This is a genomic window from Jannaschia sp. R86511, from assembly GCF_042466345.1.
Classification (GTDB): domain Bacteria; phylum Actinomycetota; class Actinomycetes; order Actinomycetales; family JBBAYJ01; genus Aquipuribacter.
In genome coordinates this window covers 1,819,525-1,840,088 of sequence record NZ_JAXHCD010000001.1, presented here as the reverse complement: position 1 = coordinate 1,840,088, position 20,564 = coordinate 1,819,525, and the positions used below count along the sequence as shown (strand labels likewise).

Below are 20,564 nucleotides of genomic sequence, written 5' to 3'. Positions count from 1 at the left end.
CGCCCGGTCCGGCTCAGCCGTCCCGGACCGCGTGTCGGGCGTCCAGCAGGGCCTGCAGCAGGTCCGTGACGTCCTGCGGGGTGCCCACCCGGTGGGTGGCGGCGGTGTCCCCCGGACCCACCTTGACCCCGACGTCACCGCCGTCGGCGTCGAGCACCGCGAACGCGTCCTCGTCGGTGACGTCGTCACCCACGTACAGCACCGAGCTCGCCCCGGTCTGCTGCCGCAGCGTGGTCAGGGCGCGCCCCTTGTCGGCCTCGAGCACCGCGAGCTCGACGACGTCGTGCCCACGCTTGACGTGGACCCCGGACCAGGTCGCGGCGCCGGTCAGCACCCGGTCGGTGGCCGCGGCACCGTGCTCGCCCGGCGCGCGGCGCACGTGCAGGACGACGGAGCTGGGCTTGTGCTCCACGGCCGCGCCGGGGTGCTCCTCGACCACCGACCCCAGCTCGCGGGCCAGCCGGTCGAGCAGCTCCTGCGCCTCCCCGCCCAGCACCACGCCGTCGCCGTCCCCGGGCTCGGCGCCGTGCCCGCCGACCAGCAGCCAGCCGGGCTCGGGCCGCGCCACCTCGCGCAGGCTGGCCAGACCCCGCCCGGACACCAGCGCGACGTGCACCCCGGCCGCGGCCAGGCCCTGCAGCGCCCGGCGGGTGCCGGGCAGCATGCGCGAGTCGGCCGGGTCGTCGACCAGCGGGGCGCAGACCCCGTCGAAGTCCAGCGCCACCAGCAGCGGCTCGCGCGGGGCGACGGCCGCGACCGCCTGCCGTGCGTCGTGGGCGTGCGAGGCGGTGTGCGGGCCGGGCGTCGACGTCACTGCTGGCCCTGCGGCTCGCGCGGCTCGCCGGCCAACGTGCCCAGGAAGTCCTGGGCCCAGCGCTCGACGTCGTGCTCCTTGACCCGGCGGCGCATGGCCCGCATCCGACGGCGCCGCTCGTCGGCCGGCATCCGCGCGGCCCGCACGATCGCCGCCTTGCTGCCGTCGATGTCGTGCGGGTTGATCAGCACGGCCTGGGTCAGCTCGTCGGCGGCGCCCGCGAACTCGCTGAGCACGAGCACGCCGTCGCCGTCGTGCCGGGCCGCGACGTACTCCTTGGCCACCAGGTTCATGCCGTCCCGCAGGGCCGTCACGAGCATGACGTCGGCCGCCAGGTACAGCGCGGCCATCTCCTCGCGCGGGAACGACTGGTGCAGGTAGTGCACGGGCGAGAAGCCGACCGTGCCGTGGTCGCCGTTGAGCCGACCGACCGTGAGCTCGACCTCGTCGCGCAGGTCGGAGTAGGCCTGGACGCGCTCGCGCGACGGGCTGGCCACCTGCACCAGCACGGTCGACTCCTTGTCGAGCGTGCCGTCCTCCAGCAGCTCGGCGAACGTCGACAGCCGGTGCCGGATGCCCTTGGTGTAGTCCAGCCGGTCCACCCCCAGCAGCACGGTGTCCGGCTCCCCCAGCTCCTTGCGGATCTGCTCGGCCCGCGCCACCACCTCCGGCGAGGTGGCCAGGTCCTCGAACGCCTGGGCGTCGATGGAGATCGGGAACGCGGCCGCCCGCACCTCGCGCCGACCGGTGGCGTCGTCGACCTGCACCGTGCCGCCCTTGGTGACGGCTTCGGCCGCCCGGCGGCAGGCCCGCAGGAAGTTGGTCGCGTCGGAGCGGCGCTGGAAGCCGACCAGGTCGGCCCCCAGCACGCCCTCGACGACCTGCCGGCGCCACGGCAGCTGGCTGAAGATCTCGTAGCCGGGGAACGGGATGTGGTTGAAGAACCCGATCTTGAGGTCGGGGCGCTGCTCGCGCAGCCGGGCCGGCACCAGCAGCAGCTGGTAGTCCTGCACCCAGACCGTGGCGCCCTCGGCGGCCTGCGCGGCGGCGGCGTCGGCGAAGCGCTGGTTGACCGCGACGTAGCTGTCCCACCAGTGCCGGTGGTACTCCGGGGCCGCGATCACGTCGTGGAACAGCGGCCAGAGCGTGCCGTTGGACATGCCCTCGTAGTAGTCGGCCACCTCGGTGGTGGACAGCGGCACGGGCACCAGGTGGATGCCGTCGGCGTCGAAGGCCTCGCCGACCTCACCGGGGGCGCCGGGCCAGCCGACCCAGGCGCCGTCGTGCGCGGCCATGATCGGGGCCATGGCGGTGACGAGCCCGCCCGGTGACGTCTCGTAGCGGGGCGAGCCGTCGGGCTCCGTCCCCACCTGGTCGACCGGCAGCCGGTTGGCCACGACCACGAAGTCGTACTGTCCGGACGGCATGACTCGGCCTCCCACTCGTCAGCGATGACCGGGCCGACAGGCCCGTGCTGGCGGGTGAGTACCCGCGTCGCGGTCCCCCACACCCCACCGGGCACCAGGATGGTCGTCCTGGACGCCCGCGTCCACCCCACCGTCGTCCCGGACGGGTCTCCGCGGTCGTCGGTCAGTCCTCGATGACGTCCAGGCCCTGCTCCCGCAGCCGGGCCAGGCTGTCCAGCATGGCCTGCAGCACCTCGGGCGGGTGGCCCGGCCAGTCCGCCACCTCGGCCACCACCCGCAGCGGCTGCCGGCTGCGGTAGGAGCGGGTGGGGTTGCCGGGGAACCGCTTGTCGGTGACGTTCGGGTCGTCCTCGAACCGGCCCAGCGGCACCACCTCGTACACGCGGCCGGGTCCCTCGCCCGGGCCGAGGGCGGCCGCCAGCTCCGCCCCCCACACCGCGGTCTCCAGCGCCGCCGCGAAGTAGACGTGGTTGGACACCCGACCGGCCTGGAAGTTCGAGCCACGGCCGGGGACCAGCTCGTCCCCGACGGCGAGCGCGGCCCGGGTGCCGTGGAAGAACGGTCCCGCCGACGGTCCCGTCAGCAGGGCGCGGGCCGCCGCCCGGTCCGGCTTGCCGTTGCCCGTGCGCGGCAGGCTCGCCACCACCACCCGGACCGGCACGGCGTGCAGGCCCACACGCAGCCGCACCTCGCGCCGCACGGCGGCCACGTCGACGGCCGCACCGTCGGCCGGCGCGGTGACCAGCACGGCGACGTCCTCGCCGTGCAGCCGGGCGGGCACGCCCACCGCCAGCGCCTCGGCCACCAGCCCGGAGGCCACCAGGGCCCGCTCGACCTCGACCGGGTGGACCGTGACGCCCCCGCGCAGCACCGCGTCCGCCAGCCGGCCCGTGATGCGCACGAACCCCTCGGGCTCCAGCCGGGCCAGGTCGCCCGTGGCGAACCAGCCGTCGACGACGGCCGGCTCGTCGGCCGAGGCGTACCCGGGCGTCAGGGCCGGGCTGCGCACCGTCACGGCGCCGTCCCGTCCGGGGGCGACGTCGGCCCCGTCGGCGTCCAGCAGCCGCAGCCGCACGTGCGGCTGCACCCGACCGACCGTGCCCGCCCCGGCCTCGGCGTCGGCCGGGACCAGGCAGGCGATCGGCGCCGGCAGCTCCGACATGGCGTAGGCGTCGAGCAGGGCCAGGCCCGGCACCCGGGCCCGGACCTGCTCGAGCACCTCGGGCGAGGCGGGCGCCCCACCGAACACCGCGGCCCGCAGCGTGGGCAGCCGGTCGGCGGCGAAGGCCGGCTCTCGCAGCAGGCCGTGCCACAGCGACGGCACCAGGTCCAGCCAGGTCACGTCGTGCTCGGCGACCACCCGCACCAGGTCCGCGGCGGACCAGCGGGCCATGGTGACCACGGCGCCGCCGCTGTGCAGCGCGGTGGCCAGCTGGGTGACGTGGCCCGACACCCACCACATCGGCAGGTGGACGGCCGTGCGGTCCACCGGGCCCAGGCCCAGCAGCCGGGTGTAGGTGCGGGCGGCGGTGTCCGTCATGGCGCCGGTGAGCCGGACCAGCTTGGGCCGGCCGGTCGAGCCGCTGGTCGCGATCAGCGAGTAGGTGCTCATCGCGTCGTCGGGCCCGCGGACCGGCAGCTGCGCCCCCGTCGGGCCGGCCAGCAGCAGGTCGGTCGGGACCGGGGCCGGCCACCCGTTCCCCGCCAGGGCGCGACCGGCCGACTCCGCCGCCCCGGGCTGCTCCAGCACCAGCCGGGGCCCGGCCGCCCGCAGCACGGCGCGCAGCCGGTCGGGCGGGTCGTCGACCGGCAGGCCGACGTGGACCAGCCCCGCGCGCGAGCAGGCCAGGACGGCCACGGCCTGCTCCAGCCCGTTGCGGGCCAGCACGGCCACCCGGTCCCCCGGGCCCAGGCCGCCGGCCAGCAGCCGGGCGGCGGCCCCGTCGACCAGCTCCGCCAGCTCGCCGTAGCGGACCTGCCGGCCCAGCGCCGGGTCGACGACGGCCACCTGGTCGGGCCCGCGCCGGACCCCGTCGGCCAGCACCCGGTGGAAGGGACGCAGCGGGCCGTCGTCCGGACCCGCACCGTCGTGGTCGACCCTGCCGCTGCCGCCGCCGCTGTCGACGCGGCCCCTGCCGCCGCTGCGCTCAACCACCGGCCCGCACCATCCGGACGCGTCGCAGCGGGTAGTCCAGCTCGTAGCCGGGCCTCTCGGCGCGCTCGGCCAGCCAGGCGCGGGCCGCCTCCGGCCCGGGCCCGTCGGGGTGGCGGACGTAGAACGAGCGGACCACCAGGTCGACGTCCGCCACCGGCACGGGGCGCCGGAACACGGCCACCTCGTCGTCACGCAGCACCAGGCCGTGCCGCGCGCAGGCCGCGGCCAGGGCGGCCGGCTCCAGCGGCTGGCGGTAGCCGCGACCCTGCTGGCCGAGCAGGTCCAGCAGCTCGCCGTACCCGGTGCCGGCCCCGTGCTCGCGCGTGGGCACGATCGCCTGCAGCGGCGCCCCGGGGCCCAGCAGGGCCGCGGCCCGCGACAGCGCGTCGTCCAGCGGCAGCAGCATCAGGGCCATCGCGACCGTCACGGCGCTCGGCCGCCCGGGCGGGTCCACGGTCAGGGCGTCGCCGTGGCTCACCCGGACCCCGGGGCGCCGGGCGCGCGCCACGGCCAGCTCCGCCGTCGACACGTCCACCCCGGCGTAGCGCGCGGTCCCGACCACGTCGGCGACCGGGGCGCTGCCGCAGGCCAGGTCCCACACCCGGGCGTCCGGGGCGTCGACGTCGACGCCCTGGCACAGCCACTCGTACGGCTGCGCCCCGCCCGGGCCGCGCATCGGCCGGAGCAGGTCCTCGGTGACGGCGGGGTGCCTCGCGTGGTAGTCGGCGAGGAAGCCGTCCCAGCCGCTCACGCCGTCAGGACCTGCTCGAGCACCTCGGCCCGCAGCCCGGCGAAGGCGGGGTCGACCAGGGTGTGCCGACCGCGGTCGGCCCCGAACGGCAGGTCCCGGACCGACTGCACCCGGGCCGGCCGGGCGCTGATGAGCCCGAGCCGGTCGCCCAGCAGCAGGGCCTCCTCGACGTCGTGGGTGACCAGCACCGTGGTCGTGGGCCGCTCGGTGAGCAGCCCGCGCAGCCACTCGTGCATCCGCAGCCGGGTCTGGGCGTCCAGGGCCCCGAACGGCTCGTCGAGCAGCAGCACCGGGGGCCGGTTGGCCAGCACCTGCGCGATGGCCGCGCGCTGCCGCATCCCGCCCGACAGCTGCCGGGGCAGGGCGTCGGCGAACTCGCTGAGCCCGGTCACCGCCAGCAGGTCGCGGACGGTGCCGGCGACGTCGGCGGCCCCGGTCTGGCGCGGGCCGAAGGCGATGTTGTCGCGCACCGTCAGCCACGGGAACAGGGTCCCCGCCTGCGCCACCATGCCGCGCAGCGGCGACGGGCCGACCACCTCGTGCCCGTCGAGGGTGAGCGAGCCCTCGTCGGCGGTCTCGAACCCGGCCAGCACCCGCAGCAGGGTCGACTTGCCGCAGCCGCTGGGACCCAGCAGGGCGAGGGTCTGCCCGGCCGAGACCTGCACGTCGACCCGGTCCAGCACGAGCAGGTCGCCGAAGGACAGCCGCAGCCCGTGCGCGATCAGGGTGCCCGTGGCCGCGTGGGGGCCCGGGAGGGCGGGGCTCACGTGTCCGCCCAGCGGACCCAGCGCCGGCTGGCCAGGCGCAGCAACCGGTCCGCGGTGTAGCCGACCAGGGCGAAGACCACGATGCCCACGACGATCTGGTCGGTGCTGCCCCGTTCCCGGGCGGCATTCATCATCGCCCCGACGCCCCAGGTGATGCCGGCCAGCTCACCGACGATGACGCAGGTCCAGGCCAGCGTGAGCGACAGCCGGAGCCCGGTGACGATCTCGGGCAGCGCGCTGGGCAGGTACACCCGCTGCCACATCCGCGCCCGGGGCGTGCCGAGCATGCGGGCGGTCTCGATGTGCTGGCGCGGGATCCGGGCCACGCCGTCCGCCGTGGCGATCACGACCGGCCACAGCGCCCCGACGAACACCAGCGTCCGGGCGGCCTGCTCGCCCAGCCCGAACTGCACGATCACCAGCGGCAGCCAGGCGAACAGCGGCACGGCGCGCAGCGCGTTGAGCAGCGGGTCGGTCAGGTCGGCGAACCACCGGGACAGGCCCAGCCCGAGGCCGAGCGCCAGACCCACGGCGACGGCCAGGCCCCACGACACGCCCGTCCGCTCGAGGCTGGCGGCCAGGTGCTGCCAGCCCGCGCCCGTGAACGGGATCGTGCCGCCCAGGACGGGCCCCGACGGGGTGAGGAAGAAGCGCTGGGCCGCCTCGAGCACGTCCAGCGGCGAGGGCAGCCGGTTGCGGTCGCGCACCTCGGCCCACACCGCCGCCTGCCACACCAGCAGGAGCAGCAGCGGCAGCAGCAGCCCCACCAGCCGGCGCCCCCGCCGACGGCGTGCACGCGGCGAGCCGAACCCGCCGCCGGCCGCGGCCTCGGCCCGGGTCGACTCGATCAGCCCCTGCGACACGACGACCTCAGAGGTCCCAGTACTCGAGGGCGTAGAACGCCTCGTTGTCGGGCTCCGCCTCGAGCTCGCCGGTCTCGACCAGGGCCGCCCCGACCGCCTCGAACTGCGACTGGCGCTCCTCGTCGAAGCGCCACTGGGCCCCGACGTTGCCCAGCACCTCGTCGTAGACGGCCTCGTCGAAGCCGAAGCTGTCGACCAGCAGACCGCGCCAGACCTCGGGGTCGTTCTCGCCGTCGGGGGTCATGTACTCCGCCGCCGCCTGCTGCATCCGGACGGTCAGGTCGACGACCTCGGGGTCCTCCAGGACCGTGGCCGAGGCCCACAGCGCGGTGTTGAGGTCGCCGAGGGGGGTGTCGAACACGCCCGGCAGCCGGACGCCCGTGCCCTCGGACACGGCCTGGCTGCACGGCGGCTCGCTGCCCATGAACGCGTCGACGTCGCCCCCGGCCAGGGCCGCGACGTGGTCGGCGTAGCCGAGCGGGATCCCCTCGACGTCACGGCCCAGCAGCAGCCCGGCGGATTCCAGCAGCAGGTTGAGCACGAGCACCTGGGCGCCGGGCGGCGGCACCGCGATGCGGCGGCCGGCCAGGTCCTCGATGCTCTCGACCTCACCGGCGCGCCCGACCAGGCCGAAGCCCTGCCGCGCGACCATGGCGACGACCTTGGAGCTGATGCCGCCCTCGGCCTGCGTGAGCATGGGCACGTACGGGGACATCAGACCGAAGTCCAGGGTGCCGCCCTCGAGGCCGGCGATGATGTCGGCGGTGTTGGTCACCGGGGTGACCTCGACCGTGACGCCCTCGGGGGCGAAGCGCTCCCAGAACAGCATCGAGCTGGCGTGGTTCTGGGCGTACACGCAGGTGCGGATCGTGACCTGGCGACCGTCCTCGAGCGGGGCCAGGGCGCCGGCCGCGGCGCTCGGGGCCCCGGCGGCGTCGGGCTCCGAGCCACCGCACGCCGCCAGCGCCAGCCCGCCGGCGGCCAGACCGCCCGCACCGAGCAGCCGGCGGCGGGTGACGGCGTGACGGAACGGCGGGACGGGGATGCGGGTCACGGTGGGGTCCTCCGGAGTCGGTGGTCGGGGTCGTCGCGGCGCGGACGCGCGGCACGACCGGTCCCCGGGTGTGAGGATCGTCGCATGGCGACCGGGTCGGAGGAGGTTCGGCGCGGGGACGCCGGCGGATCGGTCACGGGCCCGCCGGACATGGTCGTCGTGGGCGGGGGCGCCGCCGGGCTGGCCGCCGCGACGGCGGCGCACGCTCTGGGGGCGGCGGTCCGCCTCGTCGCCGAGGGACCGCTGGGCGGGGACTGCACCTGGCACGGCTGCGTGCCGACCAAGTCCGTGCTGGAGGCCGCCGGCGCCGGTCTCGACGCCGGCTCGGCCCTGGCCCACGCCCGGTCGGTGGTCGCCCGCGTCGCGCGCACCGAGAGCGAGACCGCGCTGCGCGGGGCCGGCGTCGACGTGGTCCGCGACCGGGCCGGGTTGCTCCCCGGGGCTCGGGTGCGGCTGAGCGACGGCACGGTGCTGGCCCCGACGGCGGGGGTCGTCCTGGCCACGGGGTCGCGACCGCTCGGTGCGGACCGGCTCGGTCTCGCGCTCACCGCGGGCCAGTTCGTCAGCACGACCGACGGCTGGCTGGAGGCCGTCCAGGACCACCTGGACCGGGCCGGGTCCGGACCCCGCGGACCGGTCGTCGTGCTCGGCGGTGGCGCCAGCGGGGTCGAGCTGGCCCAGGCCCTGGCCCGGTTGCGCGTCGGCGGGGAGGCCGGCGTCGTCCTGCTGGAGCGCGAGCGGACCCTGCTGACCGGCGTCCCCGGCGCCGGGGACGTGGTCGCGGCCGCCCTGCGGGCCGACGGCGTCCGGGTCGTGACCGGGGCCGGGCCGGAGGTGCTGCCGTCGGCCCTGCGGGACGGCGCGCGGGACGTCGCCCACGACGGGGCGCCGCAGCCGGCCCTGCTGCTGCTGGCCGCGGGGCGGGAGCCGGTGACCGACGCGCTGCAGGACCCCGCCGTCGCCCGCCGGGACCGCGGTCTGGTCGTCGACGCGGCCATGCGGACCACCGCCGCGCGGGTGTGCGCGGCGGGTGACGTCACGGGGCTGCGGCCCAGCACGCACGTCGCGGTCGCGACCGGCCGGGTCGCCGCGGCGACCCTGCTGGGCCACCGGGTGTCGTTCGACCCGACGTGGGTCCCCGAGGTGGTCTACACCGACCCCGAGGTGGCCGTCGTCGGCGCCCCCGAGAGCCCAGACGCACCGGAGGGCACCGACGGCACCGACGGCCTGGTGAGCCGTCGGGTCCGGCTGCCCCTGTCGCGCAACGACCGGGCGCTCACCGCGGCCCTGCCGGGCGGGGGCCGGGCCTGGACCCGCGGCGGCTTCGTGCAGCTGCGGGTGGTCGGCGTGCCGGACCCGCGCCGCCCCGACGGCCCGCTGGTCGACGGCGGTCGCGTGGCCGGCGCGGTCCTGGTCGGTCCGGGTGCGGGCGAGCTCGTCAGCGAGGTCGCGCTGGTGGGACGGCTGGGCCTGACCGTGGCGCAGTGGAGCGGCGGCCGGACCGGGCTCGGCGGGCTGTCGGCGCAGCACGCCTACCCGTCGTGGTCATGGGTGTGGGAGGCGGTGACGGACCGCCTGCTCGGGCGCTGAGCGCCCTCAGCAGCTGCCCCACACCCCTAGCCGGGCCTCCCTGGCCCGCTGCTCCGCGTCCGTCACGACCCCGACGTGCTCGTCGTTGGGCGGCAGCACCACGGCGTAGGCGAACCCGTTGGCCGCGAGCGCCTCGTTGACGAAGACGCCCTCGGGGGTCCAGGCGTAGGCCAGCAACCGGTCGAACTGGTCGGTCGTCTCCTCGTCGGCGGCCAGCAGGACGGTGCTGCCCGCGGGCAGCAGGTCGGTGGTGAACTCCGACGACTCGGGCCCCAGGCACTCCTCGGTCGCGTTCGGGCCGTCCACCTCGGGGGTGTCCACCAGCAGCAGCCGCACCCGGTGCTCGCCGGCGTCGGGCAGCACGGCACCCGCCTCGCCCGAGACCAGCAGGGTGTCGCCGTCCACGACGCGTTCGACGGTGACCTCCTGGGCGTCGGCAGGGGCCGCGACCGAGGACACGTCGGTGGTCGCCCGGGCCTCGACGGACGCGAACGGCTCGGCCAGGTCCGGGCCGCCGCAGCCGCCCGCGCCGAGGGCCAGCCCGAGCGCCAGCCCAAGCCCCAGCACGGCTGTGGCGCCGGTGCGGGCCGACCTCACGTGGGCGAGCCGTAGGCCAGCTGCTCCAGGCGCGAGATGCGCTGGTCCATCGGCGGGTGCGTGGCAAACAGGGTCTTCATGCCGCCGCCCTTGCGGAACGGGTTGGCGATGAACAGGTGCGAGGCGTTGACCAGCTCGCGCTCGGGCGGCAGCGGGGCCCGCTGGGTGCCCTGCTCGAGCTTGCGCAGCGCCGACGCCAGGGCCAGCGGGTCCCCGGTCAGGGCGGAGCCGTCCTCGTCGGCGTCGAACTCCCGGGTGCGCGAGATGGCCATCTGCACCAGGCCGGCGGCCAGCGGCGCGAGGATCGCGGAGGCGAGCACGCCGATGATGGCCAGCGGGTTGCTGTTGTTGCGCCCGCCCCCGAACAGGAAGCTCAGCTGGGCGAACTGCGCGATCGACGTGATGATCCCCGCGACCGCGGCCGCGACCGAGCTGGTCAGGATGTCGCGGTTGTAGACGTGCATCAGCTCGTGGCCCAGGACACCGCGCAGCTCCCGCTCGTCCAGCAGCTCGAGGATCCCGACGGTGCAGCAGACGGCCGCGTTCTGCGGGTTGCGTCCGGTGGCGAAGGCGTTGGGCGCGGCGGTCGGCGAGACGTACAACCGGGGCATCGGCTGCTGGGCGACGGCCGACAGCTCGCGCACGATCCGGTACATCGCGGGCTGCTCGGCCTCCGTCACCGGCACGGCCCGCATCGCCTTGATGGCCAGCTTGTCGCTGTTCCAGTAGCCGTACGCGGTCGTGGCGACGCCGATGGCGGCGAAGACGAAGATCAGCGCGGAGCTGCGGAAAGCGACGGCGAGCGCCGCGCCGACGAGCAGCAGGATCCCCCACAGCGCCCCGAACAGGAGCACCGTCTTGAACCCGTTGTGGTGGTTGTGCCGCTGGAGCACCGTTCCTCGCTCTCGTCCGGGGGCGCCGACCGCCCCAGTCTGCTGCGTGAACGCCGGTGAGGCGCACCACAGTTCCTCAGTGTCGCAAGCCTAAAGCCTTGCTCTACGGCAATGAAAGCCTCAGGCGTTGCCGCCCTCGGTCGGTACTCCGGACAGCCGCTCATAGGATCGGAATCACCACGAGGAGAGGTTGTTACACCCACGATGGCAGCCACGACCCCGCTCGACCACGTCGTCATCCGCTTCGCGGGGGACTCCGGCGACGGCATGCAGCTCACCGGGGACCGGTTCACCGCCGAGACCGCGGCCCTGGGCAACGACCTGGCCACCCTGCCCAACTTCCCGGCCGAGATCCGCGCCCCTGCCGGCACGCTGCCCGGCGTGTCCAGCTTCCAGCTGCAGTTCGCCGACCACGAGGTGCTCACCCCCGGCGACGCCCCCGACGTGCTGGTGGCCATGAACCCGGCCGCGCTCAAGGCCAACCTACGTGACCTGCCGCACGGCGGCACGGTGATCGCCGACTCCGACAGCTTCACCAAGCGCAACCTGTCGAAGGTCGGCTACGCCTCCAACCCGCTGGAGGACGGCAGCCTGGAGGCCTACCGGCTGCACTCGGTGCCGCTGACGTCGATGACGGTGACTGCGCTGGCCGAGCTCGGCCTGGGCCGCAAGGACGCCGAGCGCTCGACCAACATGTTCGCCCTGGGGCTGCTGTCGTGGCTGTACTCCCGCCCGACCGACGGCACCCGCCGCTTCCTGGAGACCAAGTTCGCCGCCCGGCCGCAGATCCTGGCCGCCAACCTGCGCGCGCTGGAGGCCGGCTGGGCCTACGGCGAGACCACCGAGGTCTTCACCGTCCGCTACGAGGTCGCCCCGGCCCCCAGCCGCTCCGGCACCTTCCGCAACATCACCGGCAACACCGCGCTCGCCTACGGCCTGGCCGTCGGCGCCCACACCGCGGGCCTGCCGGTGGTGCTGGGCTCGTACCCGATCACCCCCGCCAGCGACATCCTGCACACCCTGTCCGGGCTCAAGCGGTTCGGGGTGACGACGCTGCAGGCCGAGGACGAGATCGCCGGCATCGGCGCGGCGCTGGGCGCGGCCTACGGCGGCGCCCTGGGCGTCACGACCACGTCGGGGCCGGGCCTGTCGCTCAAGGCCGAGATGCTGGGACTGGGCGTCATGCTCGAGCTGCCGCTGGTGCTCGTCGACGTGCAGCGCGGCGGACCCTCCACCGGGCTGCCCACCAAGACCGAGCAGGCCGACCTGCTGCAGGCCATGTTCGGTCGCCACGGCGAGGCTCCCCTGCCGATCGTCGCCGCCGCGACGCCGGGCGACTGCTTCGACGCCGCCCGCGAGGCCGTCCGCATCGCCGTCACCTACATGACGCCGGTCATCCTGCTGTCCGACGGCTACCTGGCCAACGGCTCCGAGCCGTGGCCCATCCCGGACGTGGCGAGCCTGCCCCGGGTCAAGGTGCGCTTCGCCCACGCCGACGACGTCCCGGCCGAGGAGAAGTTCCGGCCCTACTCCCGCAACCCCGGCACGCTGGCCCGCCCCTGGGCCGTCCCCGGCACCGCCGGCCTGGAGCACCGGATCGGCGGCCTGGAGAAGGCCGACGGCACCGGTGAGATCAGCTACGACCCGGACAACCACGACCGGATGGTGCGGCTGCGCCAGGCCAAGGTCGACGGCGTCGACGTGCCCGACCTCGACGTGGACGACCCGTGGTCGTGCGAGGCCGAGGGCGCGGACCTGCTGGTGCTGGGCTGGGGGTCCACCTACGGCCCCATCAGCGCCGCGGTCCGCAAGGCGCGCGCCTCGGGCCTCAAGGTGGCCCGCGCCCACCTCACGCACCTCAACCCGTTCCCGGCCAACACCGGTGACGTGCTGCGGTCCTACCCCCGCGTGATGGTCCCGGAGATGAACCTCGGCCAGCTGGCCCTGCTGCTGCGGGCCGAGTACCTGGTCGACGTCATCAGCCACACCACCGTCCGCGGGCTGCCGTTCAGCTCCGGCGACCTCGAGCAGGCGATCGCCGACGCCGTCACCCACGCCCCACCGCGCAGCACCGCCCGCGGTTTCGGTCCCGACCACCACCAGGAGGCGCACGCATGAGCATCGAGCTGGGCCTGCCCGCCGTCGGCCCCGGTCAGGGGCTGCGGGGCGTCCCCACCCTGGACGCGGGCGAGGCGCTGACCCGCAAGCAGTTCGTCGCCGACAACGAGGTGCGCTGGTGCCCCGGCTGCGGCGACTACGCCGTGCTCGCCGCGGTGCAGGGCTTCCTGCCCGACCTGGGCCTGCGCCGGGAGAACATCGTCTTCGTGTCCGGGATCGGCTGCTCGTCGCGGTTCCCGTACTACCTGGACACCTACGGCGTGCACTCCATCCACGGCCGCGCCCCGACCTTCGCGACGGGTCTGGCGGTGGCCCGCCCCGACCTCAACGTGTGGGTCGTGACCGGCGACGGCGACGCCCTGTCGATCGGGGCCGGGCACCTGCTGCACACCCTGCGGCGCAACCTCAACGTGACGATCCTGCTGTTCAACAACCGGATCTACGGCCTGACCAAGGGGCAGTACTCCCCCACCTCGGAGACGGGCAAGGTCACCAAGTCCACGCCCGCGGGCAGCGTCGACGGTCCGTTCAACCCGGTGTCCATGGCGCTGGGCGCCGAGGCGACCTTCGTGGCGCGGACGCTGGACTCCGACCGGGCGCACCTGACCCAGGTGCTCAAGGCCGCGGCCGAGCACCGCGGCACGGCGCTGGTCGAGATCTACCAGAACTGCCCGATCTTCAACGACGGCGCCTTCGACGTGCTCAAGGACCGCGACGAGGCCACCGCACGCCTGGTCCGCCTGGCCGCGGGCGAGCCGGTGCGCTTCGGTGGCGCCGAGGGCGACGCGAACGTGGTCGTCGCCCGCGCGGACGGCGGCGGGGTCGAGGTCGTCTCCCGCGACGTGGCCGAGGCCACGGGCCGCGAGGCGGTCGTGCACGACCCCGCGGCGGACGACCCGTCGGCGGCGTTCGCGCTGTCCCGGCTCGACGACACGGCCATGGGCCACGTGCCGGTCGGCATCTTCCGCTCCGTGGACCGGCCCGTCTACGACGACCTGGTCCGCTCGCAGGTCGACGGGGCCGTGTCGGCCGCCGGCGGCCCCGCCGACGACGCGGCCCTCACGGCGCTGCTGACCGGCTCCGACACCTGGACGGTGGACTGAGCGTCCTCACGCCGGGTCGCCGGCGTGCTCGTCCAGGTGCCGGGGCAGGTCCCGCATCCGGACGAGCGGGCTGAGCAGCACCGGCAGCACGGCCAGGGACTGCCCGAGCACCCCGACCCACAACGCGGCCAGCACCCCCGCCTCGGCGCCGATGACCCCGCCGGCGAACGCACCGACGGGCATCGTGCCCCAGACCACGAAGCGGACCGACGCGTTCATCCGGCCCAGCAGGGGCCGGGGGCAGAGCCGCTGCCGGAACGACACCTGCGCCACGTTGTAGACGACCACCCCGACGCCGAACACGGCCCCGGACACCCCGAGCATCGCGATCGCGACCGGTCGGGGCTGCCCCGCGGCCAGCGGCACCAGGGCGGCGAACGGCAGCGTCGGCAGCAGGGACAGCGCGATCGTGCGCCCCTCCCCGACGAGCCGGATCAGGGGGCCGGCGGCCAACGCCCCGACCAGCCCGCCCACGGCGCCGAGGCTGAGCGCCAGCCCCAGGCCGGCCTCGCCGACGCCCAGGTCCCGGATCGCGAACAGCACCAGCAGCGCCCCGCCCACGGCGTGGAACAGGTTGCCGATCGCCGTCGTGGCCACGATCCGGCGCAGCAGCGGCTGCCGCGCCACGAAGCCCAGCCCCTCGCCGACCTCCACGTGCAGGGGGCGCCGGTCGGCCCGGTTCGGCGGATCCTCGCGGTGCCGGATGCGGAGCGTGAACCACACCGAACCGAGAAAGCTGACCGCGTCGACCAGCAGCACCAGCGGCGCGCCGATCAGACGCACCAGCACGCCACCCAGACCGGGTCCGGCGACCTGGGCGACCGAGGCCGACACCTGCAGCTTGGCGTTGCCCTCGCTGATCCGCTCCGACGGGACCAGGGACGGCAGGTACGACTGGTAGGCGACGTCGAAGAACACCGTCGCCACGCCGACGACCAGGGCCACCACCAGCACCAGCGGGAAGCTCAGCACGCCCAGCAGCCACGCCACGGGCAGGCTGAGCAGGGCCACCCCCCGGACCACGTCGCCCCAGATCAGCACCTGTCGCTTGCGCATCCGGTCGACCCAGGCCCCGGCGGGCAGGCCGACGACCAAGAACGCCAGGTTCTCGAACGTGGCCAGCAGGCCCATCTGGAGCTCGTCCGCCGCCAGCACCGACACCGCGAGCAACGGCAGCGCGATCCCGCCGACCTGGGTGCCGAGCTGGCTGATGGTGTCGCCCACCCACAGCCGGCGGAAGTCCCGGCCGTCGGGGTGGCCCACCAGGCTGGTCGCGTACCAGCGGCGCAGCCGGGAGCCCTCGGGGGCGTCAGCAGTCACGAGGACAGCGTCGGGCGACCGGTTGGGAAATGTCAACCGGTGCTGACCCCCCGGTACCGTGACGCCGTGGACCCCGACGAGCGTGCGGCCGGCCCGGGCGCCGCCTCCGCCCCAGCCGCCCCGCCGACCGGCACGCGGGTGGGTACGGGGGCGGGCACGCGGGCCGGCACGCAGCGGCGCCCGGCCACCGACGCCGAGGCGCGCGCGCTGGCGTCGTCGCTGCGGCTGCGCATCCTGCGGATGTGCCTGGACGAGCCGATGACCAACGCCCAGCTGGCCGAGAGGCTGGGCCGACCGCCGGCCAGCGTGCTGCACCACGTGCGCACCCTGGTCGGCACCGGCTTCCTGGAGGCGCTGCCCGCGCAGCAGGGCGTCCGGGGGTCCCGCCCCCGGCCCTACCGCGCCACCGGCAAGTCGTGGCTGATGGAGCACCCGACCTACACGAACCGGCCGATGGTGGAGGCTTTCGTCGCCGAGTCCGCGCTGGTGGCCACCGAGGAGCTGACCACCAGCCGGCTCGGGCTGCGCCTGGACGACACCGGGTACGCCGAGCTGCAGGACCGGCTGCACGAGGTGCTCCAGGACTTCGCCGCCCGTCCGCCCACGCCCGGTGGGCGGCCGTGGTCGGTGTTCCTGTCGGTGCACCCGGACCCGGACCGGGACTGACCCCGGGGCACCAGGCCACCAGCACGTGGGCGGCCGTGCCGTCGGGCCCGCGCCACGGGCCACAATGAGCCCGTGCCCTCCCCCACCACCGCCGCGCCGGTCGCCCTGCTGCTGGAGAACATCCACCCCCACGCCGTCGAGCTGCTCGGCACGGCCGGCTACGAGGTGCGCACCCACGCCGGCGCCATGGACGCCGCCGAGCTGACCGACGCGCTGCAGGGCGTCAGCCTGCTCGGTATCCGCTCCACGACCCACGTCACCGCCGACGTGCTGGCTGCGGCCCCGGACCTGCTGGCCGTCGGCGCGTTCTGCATCGGCACCAACCAGATCGACCTGGCCGCCGCCACCGACCGCGGGGTCGCGGTCTTCAATGCGCCGTTCAGCAACACGCGCAGCGTCGTCGAGCTCGCGGTGGCGGAGATCATCGCGCTGGCGCGCCGGCTGACCGAGCGCGACGACCTGATGCACGCCGGGATCTGGGACAAGTCCGCCGAGGGTGCGCACGAGGTCCGGGGCCGCACCCTCGGGATCGTCGGCTACGGCAACATCGGCAGCCAGCTGTCGGTCGTGGCCGAGGCCCTCGGCATGCGGGTGCTGTTCTACGACTCGACCGAGAAGCTGGCCCTGGGCAACGCCCGCGCCTGCGCGAGCCTGGACGAGCTGCTGGCCGAGGCCGACACGGTCACGCTGCACGTGGACGGGCGCGACGGCAACGCCGGCATGTTCGGCGCCGCGCAGTTCGCCGCCATGCGTCCGCGCAGCCTGTTCCTCAACCTGAGCCGCGGCTTCGTGGTCGACTACGCCGCGCTGCGCCGGCACGTGGAGACGGGCCACATCGCCGGGGCCGCGGTGGACGTGTTCCCCACCGAGCCCAAGGCCAAGGGCGAGCCGTTCGACTCCGAGCTGCGCGGGCTCAAGAACGTCATCCTGACCCCGCACGTGGCCGGGTCGACCGCAGAGGCCCAGAAGGACATCGGCCGGTTCACCGCGGGCAAGCTGCGCGACTACGCCGCCGCCGGCACCACGTCGCTGTCGGTCAACCTGCCCACCGTCACCATGGACCTGCGGGCGGGGACCTGCCGGGTGGCGCACCTGCACCACAACGTCCCCGGCGCGATGGCGCGGGTCAACCAGCTGCTCGCCGAGCACCTGGTCAACATCGAGGGCCAGCTGCTGAGCACCCGCGGGTCGGTCGGCTACGCGCTGACCGACGTCGCCGGGCCCCTGCCCAGCGGCTTCCTGGACGCGCTGGCCGCCGTGCCCGAGACCATCTCCACCCGCGTCGTGTCGGCGTGAGGTCGGCGCACCCGCCCCTGGCGCGGCCGTGAGCTCGCGGTCGGGGGTGCTGCTCGCCATCGGCGCGTACGGCATGTGGGGCCTGTTCCCGCTGTACTTCCGGCTGCTCGAGCGGGCCGGGGCCGTCGAGATCGTGCTGCACCGCATCGTCTGGTCCCTGCTGGCGTGCCTGCTGCTGCTGACCATCGGCCGCTCCTGGGCCGCGCTGCGAGCCGTCACCCGCCGGCAGGTGGCCGTGCTGGCCGCCGCGGCCGTGGTGCTCAGCGTCAACTGGGGCGTGTTCATCTGGGCCGTCAACTCCGACCAGGTGGTCGAGGGCTCGCTCGGGTACTTCATCAACCCGCTGGTGTCGGTGCTGCTCGGTGTGCTGCTGCTGCGCGAGCGGCTGCGCCGGGCGCAGTGGGTGGCCGTCGGGATCGCGACCGTGGCGGTGGCCGTGCTGACCGTCGACTACGGCCGTCCGCCGTGGATCGCCCTGGCCCTGGCGGCGAGCTTCGGCTGCTACGGCCTGCTCAAGAACCGGGTCGGTCGGGGCGTCGGTGCGCTGCCGGGGCTGAGCGTCGAGACCGCCGTCCTGACCCCGGTCGCCCTGGCCGGGCTGGTGTGGCTGCAGCTGGCCGGGCAGAGCCACTTCGTCAGCGAGGGCCCCGGGCTGCTCTGGCTGCTGGTCGGGTCGGGGTTCCTGACGGCGCTGCCGCTGCTGCTGTTCGCCGGGGCGGCCCGCCGGGTGCCGCTGTCGACCGTCGGGCTGCTGCAGTACATCACCCCGGTCATGCAGCTCGGCATCGGCGTGCTGGTCTTCGGCGAGCCCATGCCACCGCTGCGCCTGGCCGGGTTCGCCCTGGTGTGGGTGGCCCTGGCGGTCTTCAGCGTCGACGGGCTGCGCAGCGCGGGCCGGTCCCGGGCGGAGGCCCGCCGGCTCGCCCGCGCCACGACGGCCCAGGGGGCGCAGGCCGCCCGCTGAGGGCCGCCCCACCGCAATAGCGCACGACGGGCTGGTGAATCAGGGAGTCACGGCCTGTTGGCCTCGTGTTCACCGTCCGTCGGTCGACCGGTCACCCGGACGGACCAACGTTCACGGCGTCTCATCCCCATCTCATGGAGGACTCCGTGACCATCACGCCCGAACGCCGCTCCCTGCTGCCCATGCTCGGCCAGACCCACGGCAACCGCAGCGCCTCGGTCTGCCACTGGAAGTGCGCCGACGCCTGCGCCAAGCCCGCCGAGAACGTCTCGGGCAACGAGCGCTTCATCGACGTGGCCCGACGCGCCGTGGCGCACCGCGCCTCCCGGCGCGGCGTGCTCGGCGCGTCCGCGGCCGGTGTCGCCCTGGCGGCCCTGGCCGGGGCGACCCCCGCGGCGGCCGCCCCGCGTCGGCAGAGCGTCGGTGAGGGCGGGGCGTTCGGCTTCACGGCCATCGACCCCGTGCCCAACACCGTCGACGAGGTGACGGTGCCGGAGGGCTGGCGCTGGGAGACCATCATCGCCTGGGGCGACCCCGTCGAGAAGGGCGCGCCGGAGTTCGACGCCGACGCACAGACGCCCGAGGCGCAGAAGCTCCAGTTCGGCTACAACAACGACTACCTGGACGTCATCCAGTTCCGGGGCAACCGCAACCGGGCGCTGCTGGTGGCCAACCACGAGTACACCAACGACGAGCTGATGTTCCCGCCCACGACCGACCCGGCCCAGCAGCTGCTCAACCTCGAGACCGCCATGTACGCCCACGGCATGTCCGTGGTCGAGGTCAAGCGCCGCAACGTCCGCGACGCCTGGAAGCCCGTCCGCGGCTCCCGGTACAACCGTCGCATCACCCTGGACACCGAGTTCGTCATGGACGGTCCCGCCGCCGGCCACGAGCTGCTCCGCACCAGCGAGGACCCCACCGGCACCCGCGTGCACGGCACGTTGAACAACTGCGCCGGCTCGACCACCCCCTGGGGGACGGTCCTGTCGGGCGAGGAGAACGTCGACCAGTACTTCACGGGCCCCGTCGCGCCCACCGCACGCGAGCGCCGCTACGGGCTGTCCTCGGCCGGTCGCGGCTGGGGCGCCGTCCAGTCGCGGTTCGACCTGCGCAACGACGGCACCCGCAACGAGCCCAACCGGTTCAACTACGTGGTCGAGATCGACCCGGAGAACCCGGACGAGGCCCCCGTGAAGCACACCGCCATGGGCCGCTTCAAGCACGAGGGCGCGCACGTCCAGCTGTCCGCCGACGGTCACGCCGTGGCCTACTCCGGTGACGACAACCGGTTCGACTACCTCTACAAGTTCGTCTCCCGGGACACCTTCGACCCGGCGGGCACCAAGGCCGCCCGTGCGCACAACAAGACGCTGCTCAGCGACGGCGACCTGTACGTGGCCCGGTTCGTCGGCGACGGCACCGAGGACGGCGAGTACGACGGCACCGGCGAGTGGATCCCCCTGGTCGTGGGGGGCCGCTCCTACGTGACCGGCTGGACCGCGGCGGAGGTGCTGATCTACACCCGCAACGCCGCCGACACCGTCGGTGCCACCGCGATGGACCGCCCGGAGGACGTGGAGCCCAGCCCGGTCACCGGGTTCGTGTACATGGCCTGCACCAACAACACCGCGCGCACCGACGCCAACACGGACGAGGCCAACCCTCGCCCGGCCAACAAGGACGGCCACGTCATCGAGCTGCGCGAGGACGACGGGGACGCGACCGGCACCACCTTCACCTGGAACATCATCCTGCTGTGCGGCGACCCCGAGGACACGTCGATCCCCACCTACTTCGGCGGGTGGGAGGGCCCGGTGTCCCCCATCTCGTGCCCGGACAACGTCGCCATCGACTCCTCCGGCGGGCTGTGGGTGTCCACCGACGGCCAGCCCGGGAGCATCGGCTACAACGACGCCCTGCACTACGTCCCCGTGGACGGGCCCGAACGGGGCCGCGTGCAGCAGTTCATGGCCGTGCCGTGCGGCGGTGAGACCTGCGGCCCGCAGATCAAGCTGGAGGACGGCTACGCCCTCGTCGCGGTGCAGCACCCCGGTGACTTCTCAGGAGCGACGTACGAGTCCCCGGCGTCCTACTTCCCCTACGACGGCAAGTTCGACGGGCCGCGACCGGCCTGCATCCAGATCCTGCCCGCGTGAGCTGACCCACCGTCGCGACGGGGCCGG

The 20,564-nt window shown here is 74.9% G+C and carries 17 protein-coding genes and 1 pseudogene; 7 read left to right on the top strand and 11 right to left on the bottom strand.

Annotated features, from left to right (window positions below; genetic code table 11):
- Positions 1-13: 13 nt before the first annotated feature.
- The 8 genes and pseudogenes from otsB to SJY06_RS08795 all read right to left on the bottom strand — a co-directional run bounded on the left by otsB (position 14) and on the right by SJY06_RS08795 (position 7,831).
- Positions 14-814, bottom strand: a complete 801-nt coding sequence (otsB, locus tag SJY06_RS08830) for a trehalose-phosphatase (RefSeq protein ID WP_380166661.1) — start codon at positions 812-814, stop codon at positions 14-16.
- Positions 811-2,241: a trehalose-6-phosphate synthase gene (locus SJY06_RS08825; protein WP_380166659.1), complete on the bottom strand. Its 1,431-nt coding sequence runs from the start codon at positions 2,239-2,241 to the stop codon at positions 811-813. Before SJY06_RS08825 ends, otsB begins: the two co-directional genes overlap by 4 nt.
- Before the next feature lie 163 nt (positions 2,242-2,404).
- Positions 2,405-2,827, bottom strand: a complete 423-nt coding sequence (gene arr, locus SJY06_RS08820; RefSeq protein WP_380169688.1) for an NAD(+)--rifampin ADP-ribosyltransferase — start codon at positions 2,825-2,827, stop codon at positions 2,405-2,407.
- A 36-nt stretch (positions 2,828-2,863) separates the two neighbouring features.
- A pseudogene (locus SJY06_RS08815) lies at positions 2,864-4,285 on the bottom strand (class I adenylate-forming enzyme family protein); the annotation flags it as partial.
- 103 nt (positions 4,286-4,388) lie between these two features.
- A complete protein-coding gene (locus SJY06_RS08810; protein WP_380166657.1) occupies positions 4,389-5,147 on the bottom strand; it encodes a class I SAM-dependent methyltransferase in 759 nt (252 codons plus the stop codon).
- Positions 5,144-5,914 (bottom strand): ABC transporter ATP-binding protein, encoded by a 771-nt coding sequence (locus SJY06_RS08805; RefSeq protein ID WP_380166655.1) that lies wholly within the window; start codon positions 5,912-5,914, stop codon positions 5,144-5,146. Before SJY06_RS08805 ends, SJY06_RS08810 begins: the two co-directional genes overlap by 4 nt.
- Complete coding sequence (locus tag SJY06_RS08800; protein WP_380166653.1) at positions 5,911-6,777, bottom strand: ABC transporter permease; 867 nt, start codon at positions 6,775-6,777, stop codon at positions 5,911-5,913. The genes SJY06_RS08805 and SJY06_RS08800 overlap by 4 nt, the downstream gene beginning before the upstream one ends.
- A 7-nt stretch (positions 6,778-6,784) precedes the next feature.
- Positions 6,785-7,831: an ABC transporter substrate-binding protein gene (locus SJY06_RS08795; protein WP_380166651.1), complete on the bottom strand. Its 1,047-nt coding sequence runs from the start codon at positions 7,829-7,831 to the stop codon at positions 6,785-6,787.
- A gap of 84 nt (positions 7,832-7,915) precedes the next feature.
- On the opposite strand from SJY06_RS08795, the gene SJY06_RS08790 reads away from it, so the two are divergent.
- Positions 7,916-9,421, top strand: a complete 1,506-nt coding sequence (locus SJY06_RS08790) for an FAD-dependent oxidoreductase (RefSeq protein ID WP_380166649.1) — start codon at positions 7,916-7,918, stop codon at positions 9,419-9,421.
- Between the two features lie 6 nt (positions 9,422-9,427).
- Here the strand turns inward: SJY06_RS08790 and SJY06_RS08785 are convergent, their stop codons facing one another.
- Positions 9,428-10,018, bottom strand: coding sequence for a thermonuclease family protein (locus SJY06_RS08785; RefSeq protein WP_380166647.1), 591 nt, complete (start codon positions 10,016-10,018; stop codon positions 9,428-9,430).
- Positions 10,015-10,911: a zinc metalloprotease HtpX gene (gene htpX / locus SJY06_RS08780; RefSeq protein ID WP_380166645.1), complete on the bottom strand. Its 897-nt coding sequence runs from the start codon at positions 10,909-10,911 to the stop codon at positions 10,015-10,017. Before htpX ends, SJY06_RS08785 begins: the two co-directional genes overlap by 4 nt.
- Positions 10,912-11,115: 204 nt before the next feature.
- Between htpX and SJY06_RS08775 the strand changes: the two genes are divergently transcribed.
- Both SJY06_RS08775 and SJY06_RS08770 read left to right on the top strand, forming a co-directional pair.
- The gene (locus SJY06_RS08775) at positions 11,116-13,029 is read left to right on the top strand and encodes a 2-oxoacid:acceptor oxidoreductase subunit alpha (RefSeq protein ID WP_380166643.1); all 1,914 of its coding nucleotides are present in this window, start codon (positions 11,116-11,118) and stop codon (positions 13,027-13,029) included.
- Positions 13,026-14,132: a 2-oxoacid:ferredoxin oxidoreductase subunit beta gene (locus tag SJY06_RS08770; protein ID WP_380166641.1), complete on the top strand. Its 1,107-nt coding sequence runs from the start codon at positions 13,026-13,028 to the stop codon at positions 14,130-14,132. Before SJY06_RS08775 ends, SJY06_RS08770 begins: the two co-directional genes overlap by 4 nt.
- A 6-nt stretch (positions 14,133-14,138) precedes the next feature.
- On the opposite strand, the gene SJY06_RS08765 is transcribed toward SJY06_RS08770, so the two are convergent.
- Positions 14,139-15,452, bottom strand: coding sequence for an MFS transporter (locus SJY06_RS08765; RefSeq protein WP_380166639.1), 1,314 nt, complete (start codon positions 15,450-15,452; stop codon positions 14,139-14,141).
- Between the two features lie 66 nt (positions 15,453-15,518).
- Here SJY06_RS08765 and SJY06_RS08760 point away from each other — a divergent pair, with 66 nt between their 5' ends.
- From SJY06_RS08760 to SJY06_RS08745, 4 genes are all read left to right on the top strand, one after another.
- Entirely contained in the window at positions 15,519-16,118 is a 600-nt protein-coding gene (locus SJY06_RS08760) for an ArsR/SmtB family transcription factor (protein ID WP_380166637.1), read from the top strand.
- Between the two features lie 72 nt (positions 16,119-16,190).
- Entirely contained in the window at positions 16,191-17,414 is a 1,224-nt protein-coding gene (serA, locus tag SJY06_RS08755; RefSeq protein WP_380166635.1) for a phosphoglycerate dehydrogenase, read from the top strand.
- A 28-nt stretch (positions 17,415-17,442) separates the two neighbouring features.
- Positions 17,443-18,378: an EamA family transporter RarD gene (gene rarD / locus SJY06_RS08750; protein WP_380166633.1), complete on the top strand. Its 936-nt coding sequence runs from the start codon at positions 17,443-17,445 to the stop codon at positions 18,376-18,378.
- A 146-nt stretch (positions 18,379-18,524) separates the two neighbouring features.
- Positions 18,525-20,537, top strand: a complete 2,013-nt coding sequence (locus SJY06_RS08745; RefSeq protein WP_380166631.1) for a PhoX family protein — start codon at positions 18,525-18,527, stop codon at positions 20,535-20,537.
- Positions 20,538-20,564: the final 27 nt, after the last annotated feature.

What these genes read in the sequence shown, in the direction of transcription:
- SJY06_RS08825 (WP_380166659.1), bottom strand. Translation starts at nt 2,241, where the DNA reads ATGCCGTCCGGACAGTACGACTTCGTGGTCGTGGCCAACCGGCTGCCG.
- SJY06_RS08790 (WP_380166649.1), top strand. Translation starts at nt 7,916, where the DNA reads ATGGCGACCGGGTCGGAGGAGGTTCGGCGCGGGGACGCCGGCGGATCG.
- SJY06_RS08775 (WP_380166643.1), top strand. Translation starts at nt 11,116, where the DNA reads ATGGCAGCCACGACCCCGCTCGACCACGTCGTCATCCGCTTCGCGGGG.
- SJY06_RS08770 (WP_380166641.1), top strand. Translation starts at nt 13,026, where the DNA reads ATGAGCATCGAGCTGGGCCTGCCCGCCGTCGGCCCCGGTCAGGGGCTG.